Origin of the sequence: Rathayibacter sp. VKM Ac-2835 (assembly GCF_013266705.1) — a bacterium.
Lineage (GTDB): Bacteria > Actinomycetota > Actinomycetes > Actinomycetales > Microbacteriaceae > Rathayibacter.
On record NZ_JABSNQ010000002.1, the window covers coordinates 279,528 to 295,044 of the forward strand.

Genomic DNA, 15,517 nt, shown 5'->3' on the forward strand with positions numbered 1-15,517 from the left:
GCCTCCGACACCGGCCCCAGGAAACCGCTCCCACCGCCCCATGCTGTCCAGTAGCTCCGGAGGGGCGTATCGAGCGGGGAAGACGCTTCGCGTCTCGGTGGCGGGAAGAAGGACGCGGCGGCGCCGCATCATGTTGGTCGAGTAGCCCCGTAGGGGCGTATCGAGACCCGCCGTCATCAGCAGGGCGGGTCTGCAGACTCGCGTTCTGACGGTGGTGGATCTCGATACGCCCGGTGTGCGGGCTACTCGATCATCATGGAGTGCACCCCGCCGAGGCGTCCCGCAATGGTCGAGACGTCCAGCAGCACCGGGACGCCTCGACCGTCCGAGGACGCCTCGGCGCAACATGCTGGGCCCCTCACCCCGAGTGGTGCCGCCCGATCGGCAGCACCAGCGGCGTCCCGGACACCGGGTCCGCGATCACGCGCGACTCCATGCCGAAGACCGCGCGCACCGTGTCCGCGGTCACGACCTCGGCCGGCGTCCCCGACGCGTACAGCGCCCCGGCCCGCACCGCGACGAGGTGGTCGGCGTAGCGCGCCGCCAGGTTGAGGTCGTGCAGCACGATCACGATCGTCGTGCCGCGCTCCCGGTTGAGGTCGGTCAGCAGGTCGAGCACCTCGATCTGGTGCGACACGTCGAGGTAGGTCGTCGGCTCGTCGAGCAGCAGCACGTCGGTCCGCTGCGCGAGCGCCAGCGCGATCCACACCCGCTGCCGCTGCCCTCCGGACAGCTCGTCGACGGGCCGGTCCGCGATCTCGAGCGTCCCGGTGGCGCGCAGGGCGTCCTCCACGATCGCGTCGTCGTCCGCGGACGCGCCCCGCCCGAACCAGCCGCGGTGCGGGTACCGCCCGCGCGCCACCAGATCCGCCACGGCGATCCCCTCGGGCGCGATCGGCGTCTGCGGCAGCAGCCCCACCCGCTGCGCGACCTGCCGCGTCGGGAGCCGGTGGATCGCCTCGCCGTCCAGCAGCACGGCCCCCTCGCGCGGCGTGATCAGCCGCGCCATCGCCCGCAGCAGCGTCGACTTGCCGCAGGCGTTCGCCCCGACGATGACGCTGATCGCGCCGGTCGGCACCGTCAGCGACAGCCCGTCGACGACCACGCGCTCGTCGTAGGCGAGCGTCACACCGTCGACGGACAGCGTGGAGTGACCGGCGGTCACGGGGGAGGTCGGGGCGGTCACAGCGACCCTCCGGTGCGGTTGCGGCGGGCGAGGAGCCAGAGCAGGAACGGCGCGCCGAGCGCACCGGTCACCACCCCGACGGGGAAGCGGGCGCCCGAGAAGGCGAGCCCGGCGACGTGCTGCGCGACCAGGTCGGCCGCGAGCACGACGACGATCCCGACCAGCGCGGACGGGATCAGCGGCACGCGCGCGTCCGGTACGAGCCGCCGCGCGATCGGCCCGGAGACGAAGGCGACGAACGCGATCGGCCCGGTGGCCGCGGTCGCGACGGCGACCAGGCACACCGCCACCGCGAGCAGTCCCAGCCGGCTGCGCCGCACGTCCACTCCCAGCGCGGTCGCGGACTCGTCGCCGAGCTGCAGCATCGAGAGCCGCCCGGCCAGCAGCAGCGCGAGCGGCGCGAGCACCAGCATCGACAGCGCGAGCGCGGGCACCCCGGCCCACGAGGCCGAGTTGAGGCTGCCGGTCAGCCAGCGCAGCGACTCCTGCACGTCCTCGAACTGCGCGCGCGTCTGCACGTAGGCGATGACGCTCTGCAGCATCGCCGCGATCCCGATGCCGATCAGGATCAGCCGGGCGCCGATCACGCCGCTGCCGTCGGCGAGCCAGGCGATCAGCAGCGCCGTGACGAGCGCTGCGGCGACCGCGATCACCGAGACCGCGCCACCGGAGAGTCCGAAGAACGCGATCGCGACGACGGCCGCCGCGCTCGCGCCGGAGGTGATGCCGATGATGTCGGGGCTGGCGAGCGCGTTCCGCAGCATCGTCTGGAAGATCACGCCGCCCATCCCGAACCCCAGGCCGACCAGCACCGCGGTCAGCGTGCGCGGCAGCCGCAGGGTTCCGACGGTGAAGGAGGCGCCGGGCACGGTCTCGCCCAGCACCACCCGCAGCACCTCGAGCGGCGAGTACACGGTGCTGCCGACGGTGAGCGACACGACGACGAGCGCGAGGGCGATCAGCGCGAGCAGGCTGCAGCCCAGCGCGGTGCGGCGGGCGCGGCGGCGACGGCCGGCGGCGATGCCGAGCGGGGGAGAACCCGTGGAGGAACGGAGTGACGGGGCGGCGCTCACAGGGCCCGCACCTTCGAGCGCCGCACGATCGCGATCAGCACCGGCGCCCCGATCAGTGCGGTGACGATGCCCACCTCGACGTCGCTCGGCCGCGCGACGACCCGGCCGAGCACGTCGGCGACGACGAGCAGCAGCGCGCCGAGCAGTGCGGAGGAGGGGAGCAGCCAGGAGTGCGACGGTCCGGTGAACCGCCGCGCGAGGTGCGGGACCGTCAGCCCGATGAAGCCGATCGGCCCCGCGATCGCGGTCGCCGCTCCGCAGAGCAGCACCGCGGCGAGCCCGGCGACGAGGCGGGTGCGGCCGACGCGGCGGCCGAGTCCCTTCGCGAGGTCGTCGCCGAGGGCGAGGGCGTCGAGTCCGCGGGCGCTGCCGACCGCGAGCACGCCGCCGACCGCGAGGAACGGCAGGACCTGCAGGATGCTCGTGAACTCGGCGCCGCCCACTCCGCCGACCTGCCAGAACCGGAACCGGTTGAGCGTCGCGTCCTGGGTGAGCAGCACGGCGCTGATCAGCGAGGCGAGGGCCGCGGCGGTCGCGGCGCCGGCGAGCGCGAGCTTGAGGGGAGTGGCGCCCTCGCGTCCCAGCGAGGCGACCGCGTAGACGAAGGCGCCCGCCGCCGCCGCGCCGAGGAAGGCGAGCCAGATGAACTGGGGGAGCGTCGCCGCCCCGAGCGTCGAGATGCCGAGCACGACCGCGAGGGACGCGCCCGCGTTCAGCCCGAGGATCCCCGGATCGGCGAGCGGGTTGCGGGTCATCCCCTGCATGACCGCGCCGGCGAGCCCGAGCGCGGCGCCGACGAGCAGCGCCAGGACCGTCCGCGGGACGCGCCCCTGCACCGCCGCGTCGACGATCGAGTCCGGGTCGGGCGCGGTGAGCGCGGGCCAGATCTCGCCGAAGGGGATCTCGCGGGAGCCGTAGACGAGCGAGAGCACCGAGGCGACGACGAGCGCGGCGAGGACCGCGATCAGCGCCGGGATGCGCCAGCGCGCACCGGCGCCCCGGAGGCGGATGTCGCCGCGTCCGGGGCGCCGGTGGGGTGCCGTGGCCTCGGCGGTCACGACACCTTGTCGGCGGCGGTCGCGAGGCCGGTGGTGTACTCGTCGAGCACCCACGGGATGCTCAGCAGGTTCGGCGACGAGGTCGCCATCGCCTCGGAGGAGTCGTCGGTGAGGACGTAGACCGAGCCGCGGGCGACCGCGGGGATCTTGGAGAGCAGCGGGTCGGCCTGCAGTGCAGCGAGGGTGGTGTCGTCGCCGTAGACGATGAGGACGTCGGCGTCGAGCTGGTCGGCGTTCTCGGAGCTGACGGTGCCGCTGAACAGCTCGGAGTCGCCGGTGAGCGAGACGACGCTCGGCGCGAGCTCGAGACCGAGGTCCTCGACGAACTTCACGCGCGCGTCGTTGCCGGTGTAGTAGGTGAAGGTGCTGGCGTCGGTCGGGTCGTACCAGCCGTAGGTGAAGGTCTTGCCGGCGAGCGAGGGCTTCGCGGCGACGGCGGCGTCGATCTCGTCCTCGACCTCGGCGACCTTCGCCTCGGCCTCGTCGCCCAGCCCGAGCGCCTCGCCGTCGAGCTTCGCGGAGTCCTGCCAGGTGGTCGCCCAGGGCAGGCCGGGGTACGCGACGGTCGGGGCGATCTGCGTGAGGGTGTCGTAGTCCTGCTGCGTGATGCCGGAGTAGGCGGAGAGGATCACGTCGGGGGTGAGGTCCGAGATCGCCTCGAACGGCACGCCGTCGGTCTCGTCGAAGAGCGTGGGCGTCTCGGCACCGCTCGCGTCGAGCGCCTCCTTCGTCCAGGCGAGGAGGCCGTCGCCGTCCTCGTCGCCGTAGGAGGCCTTCGCGAAGCCGACCGGAGTCACGCCGAGGGCGAGCGCCACGTCCTGGTTGGTCCAGCTGGTCGCGACGACGCGGTCGGCCGACTCCACGGTCGTCTCGCCGAACGCGTGCTCGACAGTGACGGGGAAGCCCGCGCCGGTCGCGGCGGCGTCGGTGCTGCCGTCGGTGCCGGCGGCGTCGGCCCCGGCGGAGCAGCCGGCGAGCAGCAGCGCGGAGAGGCCGAGCGCGGCGACGGCGGTGACGCGCAGGGGAGTGCGGCGGAGGGGGGTGCGGGAGACGGGCACGGCGATCCTTCGGAGGGGTGACGGGGTTGCGAAGGTTAACCTAACCTAACTTCCTGGCCGTGGGCCAGTCTCGGGCGAGCACTCACGAGCCTGAGGTGCGGTCGAGCGGCTCCGAAGAGGGGGTGGCCGCCTCGAGAGGCTCCTCCGGTCCTCGCGCATCCACCTCCGCCGCGTTCTCGCTCGCTCGCCGTGGCCGCAGCTCGCTCACGAGCGTCCCCGCGACGATCAGCGCCGCCCCCAGCAGCGCGAGCGCCGGCAGCCGGTCGCCGGCGAGCCGCCCGATGATCCCGCCCCAGACCGGCTCGGCGGAGTAGATGATCGTCGCCCGGGTCGGCGAGACCGAGCGCTGCGCCCAGTTCATCGTCAACTGGATCAGGCAGCTGCTCGCGCCGAGGGCGAGGGCGGCGACGAGCCAGACCCAGGAGAACGCGGGGATCGCCTCCCCGGCGAAGGGCATGCAGGCGAACGAGAGTCCGCCCGCGACCAGGAGCTGCACGACCGTCACGCGCCCGAGGTCGACCCGCCCGGCGAACGCGCTGATCAGGATGATCTCCGCGGCGATCGGGAGGGTGCTGATCAGCGTCGCGACCTCGCCCGCCCCGAGTCCCACTCCGGTCTGCGGGCCCGCGATCAGCAGCAGCCCGACGAACGCCAGCCCGACGCCGACGAGCGTGAGCACCCCGGGCCGCCGCCGCAGCACGACCCACTGCAGCAGCGGCACCAGCGGCACGTACAGCGCCGTGAGGAAGGCGGAGGTGCTGCTCGGGATGCTCTGCAGTCCGAAGGTCTGCAGCCCGTAGCCGAGGAAGATCATCGCGCCGATCGCGGCCCCGGCTCCCAGGTCGATCCGCCGCATCCCGCGCAGCGACCGGTGGAAGACCACGGCGCTGATCACTCCCGCCGCGAGGAACCGCACCCCGACGAAGAAGAGCGGCCCGCTGTGCTGCATCGCGACGTGCACCGCCAGGAAGGTGCCGCCCCAGAGCGCGGTGATCCCGATCAGCGCCCACTCCGGTCGCGAGAACCGGACGGCCGAGAGGAGGCGGGTGCGCAGCATTCTGCACACTATAGAGTGCAGAACGATGCGCACGCCAGAGCCCGCCGCCGTCCTCGCCCACGTCGGCAGCAACCTCCGCCGGTCGCGGCTGGAGGCCGGGCTGAGTCAGGCGGCGCTCGCCGAGCTCTCCGGCATCAGCCGGCGCACCATCGTCAACGTCGAGGCGGGCGAGGCGAACATCAGTCTCACCGGCGTCGACCGGCTCGCCGTCGCGCTCGGCTCCAGCTTCACCGCCCTCGTCTCCGCGCCCGGCTCCGTCCCCGCCGCGATCGACGAGGTGGCCTGGCGCGGCGACGACGCGGCCAGCGTCGCGGTCCTGCTCGCGTCCGTCCCGGCCCGCGCCGAGGCGCAGCTCTGGACCTGGACGCTCGGTCCCGGCGACCGCTACCGGGCGCAGCCCGACCCAGAGGGCTGGCACGAGATCCTCCTCGTGACCGCAGGCGCCCTCGTGCTCGAGCGCGAGGGCGAGGCGGACGTCCGGCTCGCGGTCGGCCAGCACGTCGCCTTCTCCACCGCCCGCCCCTACGCCTACGCGAACGCTTCCGACGGCGAGGCGACCGCGTTCACCCGCATCGTCGTGAGCTGACGCGGCGCTCGGAACGGTCGCCTGCCGCCCCCGATCGGCGCCGTTCCGCACGTCCCGTGCCACCTCGACTGCCGGGCCGCGGCTCGCCGGATCACCGGGAGGAGCGGCCCTCCGGCGGTGTCCACGAGTCGTCCGGGCGGATGGCCCGTGCGATGGTCGAGGCGATCGCCTGCAGCTCCCGGCGCTGCCGTGCACTCAGCGGATCGAGGACCACGGCGCGGACCAGGGCCTCGTGGCCGGGTGCCGCCTGCTCCTGCTGGGAGGCGCCGGCCGCGGTCAGTGTCGCGAGGGTCGTGCGCCCGTCGCCCGGATCCGGTCGCCGCTCGACCCAGCCGCGTGCCTCCAGCCGCGAGACCGCGCGCGACAGCCGCGACAGCGAGCTGTTCGCGTAGCCCGCCAGCGCGCTCATCCGCAGGGTCCGCTCCGGAGCGGCGGCCAGGGCGTAGAGGACGCCGTACTCGAAGTGACTCAGGCCGGAGTCGCGCAGCAGCTGTGCGTCGAGCGTCGCAGGGAGCCACTCGAGCACGGTCGCGAGCGCGCTCCACGCGGCGAGGTCGTCGCCGCTCGACGGGGCGGGATCAGGGCCGGTCACCTCATGAGCGTAGCGCCGATTCACTTGACCGGGAAAGTGAATCGGCTACAGTTTCCCAGGCAAGCAATGAGCTGCCATGGGAGAGGACGGACCGGATGGACCTGGAACTGGCGGGCAGGCGCGCCTTCGTGAGCGGGTCGACGCAGGGCATCGGCCGGGCGATCGCGCTCGCGCTGCTGCGGGAGGGCGTCGAGGTGGTGGTGAACGGGCGCGGCCGAGCGGGCGTCGACTCGGCGATCGAGGAGCTCCGCGCGCAGGTGCCGGGCGCCGTCGTCTCGGGCATCGCCGCGGACTTCGCCGACGCGGCGTCGGTGGAGCGGCTCCTGAGCCGTCTGGGCCGCGTCGACATCCTGATCAACAACGTCGGGCTGTTCGAGGTCGCCCCCTTCGCCGGCATCACCGACGAGCAGTGGCTGCGCTACTTCACGGTGAACGTGATGAGCGGCGTCCGCCTGTCCCGGCACGTCCTCGACTCGATGCTCGAGGCCGGCTGGGGCCGCATCGTCTTCGTCAGCAGCGAGTCCGGCGTGAACGTCCCGGCCGACATGACCCACTACGGAGTGACCAAGGCGGGGATGCTCGCGCTCGGCAACGGCCTGGCCAAGCTGACCCGCGGCACCGGGGTCACGGTCAACACGGTCCTCGGCGGCCCGACCTGGTCGGACGGCGTCGCGAGCAGCGTCGAGGGCATCGCGGCCGCGCAGGGCGTTCCGGTGGACGCCCTCCGCGCCGCGATCATCGGCGGCAGCGCAACCTCCCTCGTCGAGCGCTTCCTCGAGCCGGACGAGATCGCCTCGCTCGTCACCTACCTCGCCAGCCCGCGCGCCTCCGCCACGAACGGGGCGGCCCTGCGCGCCGACGGCGGCGTGCTGACCGGTCTGCTCTAGGACTCGCGAGGTCCGGTCAGCGGGGAGCCGTTCGCGGGCTTCGACCGTCGCCGTCGCGCCGACCTCGGCGGCGCCGCCCGCAGGTGCTCGCCGACCCGCCCGAGGATGCGCGCGAGCTCACCCGCATCCGCCTCGGTGAGCGGGGCGAACAGCAGCCCGTGCACGGTCGCGATGTGCCCGGGGAAGACGGCTCGGAGGACCTCCCGCCCCGCGGCGGTCAGCGCGACGACGGTGCTGCGCTCGTCGTCCGGTGACGGCGAGCGGGTGACGAGCCCCCGCTGCTCGAGCAGCTGCGCCTGGTAGGTGAGGCCGCTGCGGCTGTGCGCGACGCCGTCCGCGAGGTCGGTCATCCGCTGTCGTCCGTCCGGGGCGTCGCCCAGGCGCGCCAGCAGCTGGAACTGGAGGTAGCTCAGGTCGCCGGCCTCGCGCAGCTGCTGCTCGACCGCCGGGCGCAGCAGGCTGCCGACCTCGGTGAAGGCCAGGTAGGCCGAGAGCTGGGTCGGAGTGAGGGCTGCATCCGTCATGACGGCGATTCTACCGTTGCTTCGAACTGGAAGCAGTGTTAGCGTCGCAGTAGTGCTTCGAATTGGAAGCGATGATGCGAGGGAGACGATCATGCAGGCAGTGCGATTCCATGAGGTGGGCGGACCCGAGGTCCTCGTCCAGGAGGAGATCCCGGTCCCGGTTCCCGGCGCCGGGCAGGTGCGGCTCCGGGTCGCAGCCTCGGCCTTCAACGCAGCCGACGCCGGCATGCGCGGCGGCTTCCTGCCGATCCCGGTCGAGCTTCCGCACGTACCCGGCTACGACGTGTCCGGCACGATCGATGCGGTCGGTGACGGTGTCGAGGGAGTGGCGGTGGGCGAGGCGGTCGTCGCGTTCCTGCCGATGGAGCGCGACGGGGGAGCGGCCGAGTACGTGCTGGCGCCGGCCGAGGCGGTGGTCGCCGCTCCGTCGAGTCTTCCGCTCGCCGACGCTGCCGCGCTGCCGTCGGTGGCGCTCACCGCCTGGCAGGCGCTGTTCGACGACGGCCGGCTCGTCGTCGGCCAGCGGGTCCTCGTCGTCGGCGCGGGCGGAGTGGTCGGGAAGTACGCCGTGCAGCTCGCGAAGCGCGCCGGCGTGCACGTGATCGCGACCGCGAGTCCGCGCAGCATCGACGCCGTCCGGGCGGCGGGCGCCGACGAGATCATCGATCACACGGCGACCGACGTCCTCGCGGCCCTCGGTGAGCAGGTGGACGTGCTGCTCAACCTGGCTCCGCTCGAGCCGGAGCGGTTCGCCGCCTCGGTCGCCGCGGTGCGCGACGGCGGGGTCGTCGTCAGCACGACGGCCTTCCTGACGACTCCGGGCGATGACAGCCGCGGCGTGCGCGCGGCGACGGTCTTCGTGCTGCCGAACCGTGACCGGCTCGCGGAGCTCGTCGCCCTGGTCGACGCGGGGGAGCTGACCGTGGAGGTCACCCGCCGAGTGCCGCTGGCCGAGCTTCCGGCGATCCACGCCGAGGCGGCCGAGGGCCGCATCATCGGGAAGGTGATCGTCCTGCCGTGAGCGCGGACCTGTCGCTGCCCGGGGGTGGCGCGCGCGAGTGCGACGGCGGGAGGAGGCGGGGAACGGACGGCCCGCCTCCTCCCGCCGGCGAGCTGGAGTCGGCGGTCCGCTAGCGCGAGCCGAAGAAGGCGATGAAGATCGCGACGAGCGCGTCGGGGATCATGGCGTGTCCTTTCGTGGTGTCGGAGTGGGGTCGGTCGCTGAGACCGCCGCCACTGTCGCCGACGGCGGAAGCGCGTTCGACTCCGTGGCGCTCGCGGTGCGAGGCGGCGCGATCGGTCGGTTCCGGCGCGGTTCGAGGCTCGGCTCCGTGCCATTCGTGCTCATCCGTGACAGCGATGACGCTCTGCTCGGCCCCCTCCTGCAGGATGGGCGACCACCCCTCTCGGCGACGCCGACGCGCGCTGGTCTCGACCTCTGCGCTCGATCCGAGGGGTCCGACGGAAAGGCTCCCCGATGATGCTCCTGCGCACCGTGACGATCGGCGTGATCGCCTCAGCGCTCCTCGGCCTCGCGTCCGCGACACCGGCGACCGCTGCTGCGGCCGGCGCCGGAGCGACGCCCCAGGATCCGTACCTCGCGCCCGTGGGCGGGTCCGTGTCGCACGTCGACGACTCGATCCACGCTCACCTGGAGGGCGGCGACGTGGTGATCGACCTGTCCGCCGGACTCCTCCGGTCGAGGACGCGGATCGTCGTGCTGGTGAACGACCGGTACGTCGGCGAGACCTACTCGGGCTCGGCCTACTACGCGAGCCGGTGGTCGATCGGCGACCGGGTCTTCCTCCGGATGGGACCGGCGAAGGCGGGCGACCGCCTCGAGGTCTCGGTGATCGGCGGTCGTCCTGGCGAACCGATCGGGTCGAGGTCCGCGAGGTACCCGCTGCTCGAGGAGGAGCTGCGGGGCAACTGACCCCGGCTCGTCCCTGGACCCGCCGTCGCAGGGCGTGCGGGGTTGCGCGCTGCGGCACTGCAGCGAGGACGCCGGGCCGGTCGCGGTCACCCTGGGCGGGTGGCCGCGATCGCTCGGGCGGGTCACTCGAAGATCGAGATCAGATAGGCGATCAATGCGAAGATCATCACGACTCCCTTCCTCGGACCTGGTCGGGCGTTCGTCGGTGAACGACCGTGATCCCACCGTGGACCTCGTCCGAGCGGGCCTCCACAAATCGGCGCAGTCCGACCATGTGGCGGGAACCGGTCCGTCGCGGGCGTGCCTCAGAGCAGGCGCGAGCGCGAGAACAGCGCGTGCAGCAGCGGCAGCGCGGAGACCGCCATCAGCACCGTGCCGAACACGGTGTCGTCGGCCCGGACGACCGCACCCGCGATGAGCAGCCCGGCGAAGAGCACCGCCGAGACGATCCTCCGGACCGTCCCCTCGAGCCGGTTCAGCCGGCGCTCGACCGTCGGCACGGTGACCGCGAGCGTCCCGTCCTCGAGTGTCGTCGCCAGCTCGTCCAGGCGCCGCGGCAGGCGCACGAGGAGCCCGAGCGTGTCGAGCGCCTGCCGGCCCACGTCCTGCGCGACGTTGCCGCGCTCCTCCCGGATCAGCTGCTGCGCGTAGGGCTCGACCGAGTCCCAGAGGTTGAACGCCGGATCGAGCGCGCTGCACACCCCCGACGTCAGCGACATCGCCCGGATGATGAGCAGGAAGTTCTCGGGCAGCTGGAAGGGCAGCGAGCGCACCACGTCGCCGAACTGGATCGCGAAGTCGCGGAACTCGCGCGGGTCGACCTCGCGCAGCTCGGCGAAGCCCATGCCGCCGAAGCGCGCGAAGAGCTGCGTCATCGCGCGCTCGAGCTCGCGGGAGTCGGCCGAGGGGAGCAGCACCCCCACGTTGCGCGCCGCGTCGACGAGGCCCTTGCCGTCGCGCGAGGCGGCGGCGATCAGCATCGCGCGCAGTCCCGCCCTCGTCGACGGCGGCACCTCGCCCATCATCCCGAAGTCGATGAAGGTCAGCCGCCAGGGCAGCTCGCCGCCGGGGGTCGGCGTCACGAAGACGTTGCCCGGGTGCGGGTCGGCGTGGAACCAGCCGTTGGTGAAGAGCTGGTCGAACATGACCGCGGCGAACACAGGAGCCACGTCGCGCGGATCGATCCCGGCGGCGGCGAGACCCTCCGCGTCGGTGATCTTGATCGCGGTGACGTCCTGCAGGGTGAGCACCTTGCGGGTCGAGCGCTCCCAGATCACGTCCGGGACGGCGACGCGAGGATCGCCGGCGAAGTCCGCGGCGAAGCGCACCGAGTTCGCCGCCTCGCGCAGGTAATCGATCTCCTCGAGGCTCGTGACCGCGAACTCCTCGACCAGCGCGGGCGCGTCGACGCGGTCGGAGACGAGGCGCACGTGGGTCAGCCAGCCGCCGATGCGCCGCAGCGCCGCGAGGTCGACCTCGACGATCTCGTCGATGCCGGGGCGCTGGACCTTGACGATGGCGTTCTCGTGTCCGGAGTCGGCCGCGTCCACCGGGGAGAGCCGGGCGCGGTGCGCCTGGCCGAGCGAGGCGGCGGCGACGGGCGTCTCGTCGACGTCCGCGTAGGCGCGTGCGAGCGTCGTCCCCAGCTCGGACTCGGCGAGGGCCCGGATCCGGGGGAACGGCACCGGAGGCACCTCGTCCTGGAGGCCCTCCAGCTCGCGGGTGATCTCGGGCGGCAGGACGTCCAGGCGCGACGACATGAACTGGCCCACCTTGATCATCAGACCGCCGAGGTCGACGGCCAGGACGTGGAAGCTGCGCGCGAAGCGCCGCATCCGCTGCGGGCGGGTGCGCAGCGCGACCGCCGTCAGCCCGATGCGGGGCAGCAGCAGATCGAAGAACCAGGTCACCGCGAGGTGCCAGGAGGCGAACCGCAGGATGCGGCGGTAGCGACGCTGGTCGCTGCGGGCTCGGCGGCCCGGGTCTGTGGGACCCGGGCGGACCGGCGCCACCCGGGTCAGTCCTGCGCGAGGATCGCGTACAGGCGGCGGCGCACGTCCTCGAGTTCGGAGACGGCCTGCCGGATCTGAGCCGGGGTGCCCGAGCGGCCGACCTGCGCGGCGGCCTGGGCGAGTGCGACGCCGGCCTTCGGCAGCGCGCCGAAGTCGACCTGGTCGGACTCGGACCACGGGGCGTCGGTGCCGGAGGCGGCGACCTGCGCGCGACCGGAGTCGGTGAGGCTGTAGGTCTTGCGGCCGTTGGACTCGTCGGCGGCGATCAGGCCCTCGTCGGCGAGCAGCTGCAGGGTCGGGTAGACGGAGCCGGGGCTCGGCTTCCAGCTGCCGCCGCTGCGCTCCTCGATCTCGTGGATGATCTGGTAGCCGTGCATCGGCTGCTCGGCGAGGAGTGCGAGGACGGCGGCGCGGACGTCGCCGCGGCCGACGCGGCTGCCGGTGCGCTTCTCGAAGCCGGCGCGGGCCTGCTCCATCGCCTGCCAGATGCCGTCGATGGGGTTGCCGGCGCCGAACGCGCCGGTCGAGGACTGGTTCTTCATGGTGACCTCCGTATGTCTTCCGAGTGTGCCGTTCCGAACGACCGTGTCGCTCCGAACGATACTCAGCGATATGTGCGGCGACTGTGAGCGACTGCCTGATGAGGCGCGCAGCCGGGTCGCTCCTGGAGCCCGCAGCAGGCGCGGGCGACCGCACAGGTGTCTCGCGCCACGGCCGAGCGACCGCGACTCCCACCGGATGAGAATGTCTCGTCGCGACCAGCCGCGGGCGTCCCGAAGCGCCCGGCTCCTTCGTCTCTGGTCGCCAACAACGAAGGGATACCCATGAGGAACACGCGCACTGCAGCGGCCTGTCTCGCCGCGACCACCCTGTTCGGCCTGATGTCAGCCACGCCGGCGCTGGCCGAGCCCGCCCCGACTCCGACGGCCGTCGCGCCCACGCCGACGGCCGCTGCGCCCGAGCCCGCTCCGGGAGCGGCGTCGTCCGCGCAGCCGACGCCGGTGATCGCGACGCTCTCGGACGACGGGGCGCTGGTGTCGTTGTCCGACGAGCTCTACCGCTCGGAGAAGCGGATCGTCGTGATCGTCGAGGGGAAGCCCGTCGCTCAGATCCAGAACAAGCAGACCCGCGGTGTGACGAGGGTGGTCCCTGATGTCGTGGACGGTCGGTCGGTCCTGCACATCCCGGGCGTGAAGCCCGGTGATCGCATGGCGGTGACCGAGTACGCGGGATCGCTGGACGACGGCTTCGACGACTCCCTCCGCCGGACGAGGCTGTACGCGGCGCAGCTCGGCGATGCCGCTCCGACGACCGCGCCGTCCGCTCCCGCGGCGTAGCCCGCGCGGACGGAAGGCGCCCTGGCGGGGCGAGAGCGGCCCTGGTGCGACCGAGGACGCAGGAGTCGCGGTAGTCGCGTTCGACTACCGCGACTTCTGCGTCGTGGGCGGGGTCAGCGCGGTCTCGAGCGCGTCGGGACGGGCATGCCGCACTGCGCGACAGGGGGAGAAGGGGTGCGGTGCGCCCGGAACACAATGGCTCCTCGTGACCGGCCGGGGCTGCTCCAGGAGATGCCGCTTCGTCGTCGCCGGTCGCACTGAAGGAGAGGAATTCGATGAGAAGCACGCGCACTCTCGCGGCCTGCGTCGCCGCGACCGCCCTGGTCGGCCTGCTGTCGGCGACGCCGGCGACGGCCGCACCGGCCGACCGAGGCGGGGCCGGGGCCTCCCGGTCCGCGGCTGCGCCGGCCGTGCCCGCTCCTGCGCCGAGCTCGGCTGTGACGGCGTCCCTCGTGAACGGCCACGTGATCGTGAGCCTCCCCGGTGAGATCTCCTCGTCGGACACGTGGCTCATTGTCCGCGCCGGGGAGAGGGTCCTCGGTCAGATCCAGAACGGCGTCGTCGTCGGCGGCAGGCCGTACTACGCGCTGGACGGCCGGATGAAGGTCGAGTTCGGAGACGCCCAGCCTGGTGAGCGGCTGGGGGTCTTCCAACTCGAGGGATCGCTGGGCGATGACGTGGATGAGGCCCCCTGGATCAAGAAGCTGGCCGACGTCCGGGCGTCGGACGCTCCGGTCGAGTCGGGACTGACGGCGTCGTTCGAGGACGGCTTCGCGGTGGTGAGCGTGCCCACCGGCGTCTTCGCGGCGCAGAGGAGGCTCGTGTTCCGGGCCGACGGGGTGGAGGTCGGTCAGAGCTACGGCGGGAAGACCTTCATCGGCGGCGGCCAGGACGGGAGGACCACGTTCCTCGGCAGCAAGCGGATCGACGGCGACCGGACACGGATCCAGCTCCTCGGTGTGAAGCCCGGCAGTCGGGTGGAGGTCTCCGAGTACGAGGGAGCAGGGTTCGACTTCGGCGTGGAGGACGTCAAGCGGATCGCGAAGCTGTTCGACCAGCAGGTCGGCGAGAAGCCGGGCATGGCGGTGTCCCTGGTGAACGGGAACGCCGTGCTGTCCGTGCCCGATGAGGTCCTCCGGACGAACAAGCGGCTGGTGGTCTCCACCGGCGGAAGGGACCTCGGAGAGATCCAGGGGGACGCGGCGTACGGGCCGGTGAACGAGTGGCGCGAGGGCGACGCGAAGCTGTTCGAGTTCAGCACGGTGACCCCCGGTGAGCACCTGGAGGTCTGGGAGTACGAGGGCACGTGGTACGACTCGCGCGATCCGGCCCTCCGCAAGGAGAAGCTGCTCGACCAGGTTCTGACGGCAACGCCGCCTGAGACTCCTGCGCCCGCCCCGGCGGAGCCGACGTTCGTGAAGGCGTCGATCTCGGGCGGTCGTGCTCTGGTGACCCTGCCTGATGCCATCGTCGAGTCGGATCGGCGCTTCGTGGTCGTGGTCGGCGGGAAGCCCGTCGCCGAGATGCGGGAGAACGATGCCCGCGGCGTCGCTGGCGTCTCGAAGTCGACCGAGGACGCGGAGACGACCTTCCTCATCGATGGGGTGGATCCCGGCGATCGACTGGAGGTCTGGGAGTACGAGGGCGTGCTGGGCTTCGGGTTCGCGGACGCACTCCGGAAGGCCAAGGTGTTCGACCAGCAGCTCTAGGCCGCTCGGCTCAGGACGCAGAAGTCGCGGTCGTCGCGTTCGACTACCGCGACTTCTGCGTTGTGGGTGGGGTCAGCGCGGGAGGCGCTGAAGCGCGGTGCGGCGCTCGCGGTCCTGCAGGGCGGCGCGCTCGTGGCGGAGGGCGGTGACCTCCGCGTGGGTGGGCGGGAGGCGGCGCTCGCGCGTGCTCCACGCCACCAGGGCGATGCCGGCGCGGAGGGCCAGGCGGTCGAGCAGGCGGGCGAGGCGGGGTCGAGGGAGGCGGGCGACGAGAGTCGCTGCGGTGTTCACGATGGTGTCCTTCGTGCGGGGCCCGATCGATGCCGGGCGGCTGGCGCGCGGGCGCGCCGGAGAGCGCCTGGTGGGCGCGGCGAGGAGCGCGCTCGGAGCGCGCGGAGCGGCCGCCGGAGGGGCGGCACGCGAGACCCTGGGATCGGGTCGGGAACGGGACGACGGTCCGTGCGGCGGTGCCGCGGGACCGGGAGCTTCTTCTGCGCCGTCACCG

16 protein-coding genes are annotated in these 15,517 nt (G+C 72.9%); 6 read left to right on the top strand and 10 right to left on the bottom strand.

The genetic code is table 11. The features are described 5' to 3' along the window. Window positions 1–358 precede the first annotated feature (358 nt). The 5 genes from HRK28_RS09205 to HRK28_RS09225 form a co-directional block, all read right to left on the bottom strand. Window positions 359–1,186 carry an ABC transporter ATP-binding protein gene (locus tag HRK28_RS09205; RefSeq protein WP_367948381.1) on the bottom strand — a complete coding sequence of 276 codons (828 nt, stop codon included), beginning with the start codon at window positions 1,184–1,186 and terminating at the stop codon, window positions 359–361. Further along, the gene (locus HRK28_RS09210) at window positions 1,183–2,259 is read right to left on the bottom strand and encodes an iron chelate uptake ABC transporter family permease subunit (protein ID WP_173251205.1); all 1,077 of its coding nucleotides are present in this window, start codon (window positions 2,257–2,259) and stop codon (window positions 1,183–1,185) included. Before HRK28_RS09210 ends, HRK28_RS09205 begins: the two co-directional genes overlap by 4 nt. Then, window positions 2,256–3,236 (bottom strand): iron ABC transporter permease, encoded by a 981-nt coding sequence (locus HRK28_RS09215; protein ID WP_173251965.1) that lies wholly within the window; start codon window positions 3,234–3,236, stop codon window positions 2,256–2,258. The genes HRK28_RS09210 and HRK28_RS09215 overlap by 4 nt, the downstream gene beginning before the upstream one ends. Before the next feature lie 77 nt (window positions 3,237–3,313). Further along, window positions 3,314–4,375 (bottom strand): iron-siderophore ABC transporter substrate-binding protein, encoded by a 1,062-nt coding sequence (locus HRK28_RS09220; protein ID WP_173251206.1) that lies wholly within the window; start codon window positions 4,373–4,375, stop codon window positions 3,314–3,316. A gap of 82 nt (window positions 4,376–4,457) precedes the next feature. Then, window positions 4,458–5,432, bottom strand: a complete 975-nt coding sequence (locus HRK28_RS09225; RefSeq protein WP_173251207.1) for a DMT family transporter — start codon at window positions 5,430–5,432, stop codon at window positions 4,458–4,460. A 25-nt stretch (window positions 5,433–5,457) separates the two neighbouring features. On the opposite strand from HRK28_RS09225, the gene HRK28_RS09230 reads away from it, so the two are divergent. Continuing rightward, the gene (locus tag HRK28_RS09230) at window positions 5,458–6,018 is read left to right on the top strand and encodes a helix-turn-helix transcriptional regulator (protein ID WP_173251208.1); all 561 of its coding nucleotides are present in this window, start codon (window positions 5,458–5,460) and stop codon (window positions 6,016–6,018) included. 91 nt (window positions 6,019–6,109) lie between these two features. On the opposite strand, the gene HRK28_RS09235 is transcribed toward HRK28_RS09230, so the two are convergent. Beyond that, window positions 6,110–6,610: a MarR family transcriptional regulator gene (locus HRK28_RS09235; RefSeq protein WP_173251209.1), complete on the bottom strand. Its 501-nt coding sequence runs from the start codon at window positions 6,608–6,610 to the stop codon at window positions 6,110–6,112. Between the two features lie 95 nt (window positions 6,611–6,705). Here HRK28_RS09235 and HRK28_RS09240 point away from each other — a divergent pair, with 95 nt between their 5' ends. Then, window positions 6,706–7,497 carry an SDR family NAD(P)-dependent oxidoreductase gene (locus HRK28_RS09240; protein ID WP_173251210.1) on the top strand — a complete coding sequence of 264 codons (792 nt, stop codon included), beginning with the start codon at window positions 6,706–6,708 and terminating at the stop codon, window positions 7,495–7,497. Here the strand turns inward: HRK28_RS09240 and HRK28_RS09245 are convergent. Next, window positions 7,494–8,021 (bottom strand): MarR family winged helix-turn-helix transcriptional regulator, encoded by a 528-nt coding sequence (locus HRK28_RS09245; RefSeq protein ID WP_173251211.1) that lies wholly within the window; start codon window positions 8,019–8,021, stop codon window positions 7,494–7,496. The two genes, HRK28_RS09240 and HRK28_RS09245, sit on opposite strands and share 4 nt — an antisense overlap. A gap of 91 nt (window positions 8,022–8,112) precedes the next feature. Here HRK28_RS09245 and HRK28_RS09250 point away from each other — a divergent pair, with 91 nt between their 5' ends. Further along, complete coding sequence (locus HRK28_RS09250; protein WP_173251212.1) at window positions 8,113–9,042, top strand: NADP-dependent oxidoreductase; 930 nt, start codon at window positions 8,113–8,115, stop codon at window positions 9,040–9,042. A 456-nt stretch (window positions 9,043–9,498) separates the two neighbouring features. After that, entirely contained in the window at window positions 9,499–9,954 is a 456-nt protein-coding gene (locus tag HRK28_RS09255) for a hypothetical protein (protein ID WP_160091009.1), read from the top strand. Between the two features lie 305 nt (window positions 9,955–10,259). Here HRK28_RS09255 and HRK28_RS09260 read toward each other — a convergent pair whose 3' ends face one another. Beyond that, complete coding sequence (locus HRK28_RS09260) at window positions 10,260–11,966, bottom strand: AarF/UbiB family protein (RefSeq protein WP_173251213.1); 1,707 nt, start codon at window positions 11,964–11,966, stop codon at window positions 10,260–10,262. A 5-nt stretch (window positions 11,967–11,971) separates the two neighbouring features. Further along, entirely contained in the window at window positions 11,972–12,508 is a 537-nt protein-coding gene (locus tag HRK28_RS09265) for a PadR family transcriptional regulator (protein WP_160091007.1), read from the bottom strand. A 282-nt stretch (window positions 12,509–12,790) separates the two neighbouring features. Here HRK28_RS09265 and HRK28_RS09270 point away from each other — a divergent pair, with 282 nt between their 5' ends. After that, window positions 12,791–13,303, top strand: coding sequence for a hypothetical protein (locus tag HRK28_RS09270; protein ID WP_173251214.1), 513 nt, complete (start codon window positions 12,791–12,793; stop codon window positions 13,301–13,303). Window positions 13,304–13,755: 452 nt separating this feature from the next. Continuing rightward, a complete protein-coding gene (locus HRK28_RS09275) occupies window positions 13,756–15,012 on the top strand; it encodes a hypothetical protein (RefSeq protein WP_173251215.1) in 1,257 nt (418 codons plus the stop codon). Window positions 15,013–15,084: 72 nt separating this feature from the next. On the opposite strand, the gene HRK28_RS09280 is transcribed toward HRK28_RS09275, so the two are convergent. Continuing rightward, window positions 15,085–15,303 carry a hypothetical protein gene (locus HRK28_RS09280; RefSeq protein ID WP_123732610.1) on the bottom strand — a complete coding sequence of 73 codons (219 nt, stop codon included), beginning with the start codon at window positions 15,301–15,303 and terminating at the stop codon, window positions 15,085–15,087. Window positions 15,304–15,517 lie beyond the last annotated feature (214 nt).

Coding starts and splice junctions, on each gene's coding strand:
- HRK28_RS09225 (WP_173251207.1), bottom strand. CDS start 5,432: ATGCTGCGCACCCGCCTCCTCTCGGCCGTCCGGTTCTCGCGACCGGAG.
- HRK28_RS09230 (WP_173251208.1), top strand. CDS start 5,458: ATGCGCACGCCAGAGCCCGCCGCCGTCCTCGCCCACGTCGGCAGCAAC.
- HRK28_RS09240 (WP_173251210.1), top strand. CDS start 6,706: ATGGACCTGGAACTGGCGGGCAGGCGCGCCTTCGTGAGCGGGTCGACG.
- HRK28_RS09245 (WP_173251211.1), bottom strand. CDS start 8,021: ATGACGGATGCAGCCCTCACTCCGACCCAGCTCTCGGCCTACCTGGCC.
- HRK28_RS09250 (WP_173251212.1), top strand. CDS start 8,113: ATGCAGGCAGTGCGATTCCATGAGGTGGGCGGACCCGAGGTCCTCGTC.
- HRK28_RS09255 (WP_160091009.1), top strand. CDS start 9,499: ATGATGCTCCTGCGCACCGTGACGATCGGCGTGATCGCCTCAGCGCTC.
- HRK28_RS09265 (WP_160091007.1), bottom strand. CDS start 12,508: ATGAAGAACCAGTCCTCGACCGGCGCGTTCGGCGCCGGCAACCCCATC.
- HRK28_RS09270 (WP_173251214.1), top strand. CDS start 12,791: ATGAGGAACACGCGCACTGCAGCGGCCTGTCTCGCCGCGACCACCCTG.